This window comes from Bradyrhizobium sp. (genome assembly GCF_035701725.1).
Classification (GTDB): domain Bacteria; phylum Pseudomonadota; class Alphaproteobacteria; order Rhizobiales; family Xanthobacteraceae; genus Bradyrhizobium.
Map to the genome: position 1 here is coordinate 1 of NZ_DASSRP010000256.1, position 2,400 is coordinate 2,400.

A 2,400-nucleotide genomic window follows, 5' to 3' on the forward strand; every position below is an offset into this window, starting at 1 on the left:
GACGGCATTGGAAGCGTGGCTCCGCGAGCAGCGCGCCCGGCTGTCGAACTCGTCATCGGTCGCCAAGCCAATCGATTACATGTTGCGCCGCTGGGATCGGTTCACCCGCTTCATCGATGGTGGGCGGATCTGCCTGACAAATAATGCGGCGGAGCGTGCGCTGCGCGGCTTTGCCTTGGGCCGCAAGTCCTGGCTCTTCGCCGGCTCCGAACGTGGGGCCGACCGCGCCGCGGTCATGGCAACGCTGATCATGACGGCAAAGCTCAACGAGGTCGATCCGCAAGCCTGTTTGGCCGACGTCCTGGCCCGGATCGCCGGCATCCCGCAAGGTCGGCTCAATGAGCTGTTGCCCTGGGAATGGAAGGCGCCTGTTCAGTCCGCTGCCTGATCCGGCTTCTCAGCCGCGCAACTGCGCATTTCTCTGATGGTGAGCAACGATTTCACGCGATGGTGAGCAGAGGTATTTCGCGCGATCATGAGCGGCCGCTTTGACCGACACGGTGATTGGTTCAGGCGTTTGAGTTGGCGTCAAGAGTTTGGTTGCGGGCGTTCTGTTTTCGCATGCTTTCTCCGATGAGTTGAAGGCGGTGAGCGTTGTGAACAAGGCGATCCAGGATGGCGTCGCCGAGGGTGGGGTCGCCGATAACGTCGTGCCAATGTTCGACGGGGACCTGGCTAGTGACGATGGTCGAGGCGCGACCGTGGCGATCATCAAGGATCTCCAGCAGGTCGCGCCGTTCGGGCTGGTTGAGAACCGAAAGGCCCCAGTCATCGAGGATCAGCAGTTGAACGCGGCCGAAGGTTTTGAGCAGACGGCCATAGCGGCCGTCGCCGCGTGCGAGGGCAAGCGCCTCGAACAGGCGCGGGACGCGATGATACTGGACCGAACGGTTGTCGCGGCAGGCTTTGTGGCCCAGGGCGCAGGCAATCCAACTCTTGCCGAGCCCGGTTGCCCCGGTGATGAGCAGGTTCTCGTTGCGGTCGATCCAGTCGCCGACGGCGAGTCTGGCGAAGACGGCGCGATCGATACCGCGTGGCGTGCGCAAATCGACGTCTTCCACGCACGCGCTCTGGCGCAGCGCGGCGAACTTGAGGCGGGTCGTGAGACGTTTGGTGTCGCGCTCGGCGGCTTCGCGATCGACCAGCAATCCGACGCGCTCCTCGAACGACAGGGCGTCGAGATCAGGTGATCGTCGCTGCTCCTCGAAGGCTTTGGCCATTCCGGCCAAGCCAAGCGAGATGAGCCGTTCGTGGGTGGGATGTGTCAACATTGAGATCTCCATGGTTCAGTGGAAATAGCCCTGACCGCGGATGTTGCCGTGGCGCAGGGGCTGGTGGTCGGACGTCTCGTCGAGAAAAGCGCGATCAAGACCATTTTTGAGGATCGAACGGATCGATGCGACGGAGCGAGCCTTGATCAGGATGCCGCGTCGGCAGGCTGCATCGACGCGCGCGTTGTCGTAGCTCCTGGCCAGCGACAGGATACCGAGGCAGGTGCGAAAACCTTGCTCGGGATGCGGCCGGGCCGCGATCACGGTCTGGAAGAACGCCGCGGCAGAGGGGCCGATCTTCTCGCCGGCAGCGATCAGTCCTCCGGGCGTCCATTTGCCATAGCGGCGATGGGCGCTCGGCATGTGATCGGCAATCGTGGTGTGGCCGCGGCGGTTGGGCGCACGGGCGTGGCTGGCGATCCTCTGGCCCCTGTGGAAGATCTCGACGGTCTTGTCGGCGATGCGCACATCGACGAGCTCACGGATCAGGCGGTAAGGGGTGGAATACCAGTGGCCGTCAATCTCGACATGATAATCTGGTGCAACGCGGCAGCGCTTCCAGCGCGCGAAGACGTATGGCTGGTCCGGCAGTTCTCCCAGCTTGAGACGATCGATCTCGGCGAACAGTTCGGCACGGCTGGAGCCGAAACCGCGCATCTGGCGAGCGTTGAGTTCAACGACCAGCACGCCAATGGCGGCATTGAGTTCCGCCAGCGAGAAGAAACGCTGATTGCGCAAACGGGCCAGAATCCAGCGCTGCGCGATCTGCACGGCGACCTCAACCTTGGCCTTGTCCTTTGGCCGCCTCGGCCGTGCCGCGAGGATCGCGGTACCGTAATGGCTGGCCATCTCGGCATAGGTTCGGTTGAGCCCGGGATCATAGCGATCGGGGTTGCTAACGGCGGCCTTGAGATTATCGCAGACCACGAACTTCGGTACGCCGCCGAGATATCTGAACAGATTGGTATGCACGCCGATCCAATCGGACAGGCTCTCGCTTGGGCAAGCCTCGGCGTAGGTGTAGTTCGAGGCTCCCATTGCCGCGACGAACAGCTTCATGGCGCGCACTTCGCCGGTGATGGGATCGAAGATATCGATGGTGTCGCCGGCGAAATCGACGAAAACCTTC

Annotated in this window: 3 protein-coding genes; 1 reads left to right on the top strand and 2 read right to left on the bottom strand. The window is 62.7% G+C overall.

Going from position 1 to position 2,400, the window contains the following annotated elements:
• Positions 1-388, top strand: a 388-nt coding sequence (locus tag VFL62_RS15420) for an IS66 family transposase (protein WP_325173249.1), incomplete at its 5' end; no start/stop codon positions are given.
• Between the two features lie 121 nt (positions 389-509).
• Here VFL62_RS15420 and istB read toward each other — a convergent pair.
• Both istB and istA read right to left on the bottom strand, forming a co-directional pair.
• Positions 510-1,271 (bottom strand): IS21-like element helper ATPase IstB, encoded by a 762-nt coding sequence (istB, locus tag VFL62_RS15425; RefSeq protein ID WP_325173251.1) that lies wholly within the window; start codon positions 1,269-1,271, stop codon positions 510-512.
• A gap of 15 nt (positions 1,272-1,286) precedes the next feature.
• Positions 1,287-2,400: IS21 family transposase (gene istA / locus VFL62_RS15430; protein ID WP_325173250.1), on the bottom strand; the 1,114-nt coding region annotated here is incomplete at its 5' end.

Coding starts and splice junctions, on each gene's coding strand:
- istB (WP_325173251.1), bottom strand. CDS start 1,271: ATGTTGACACATCCCACCCACGAACGGCTCATCTCGCTTGGCTTGGCC.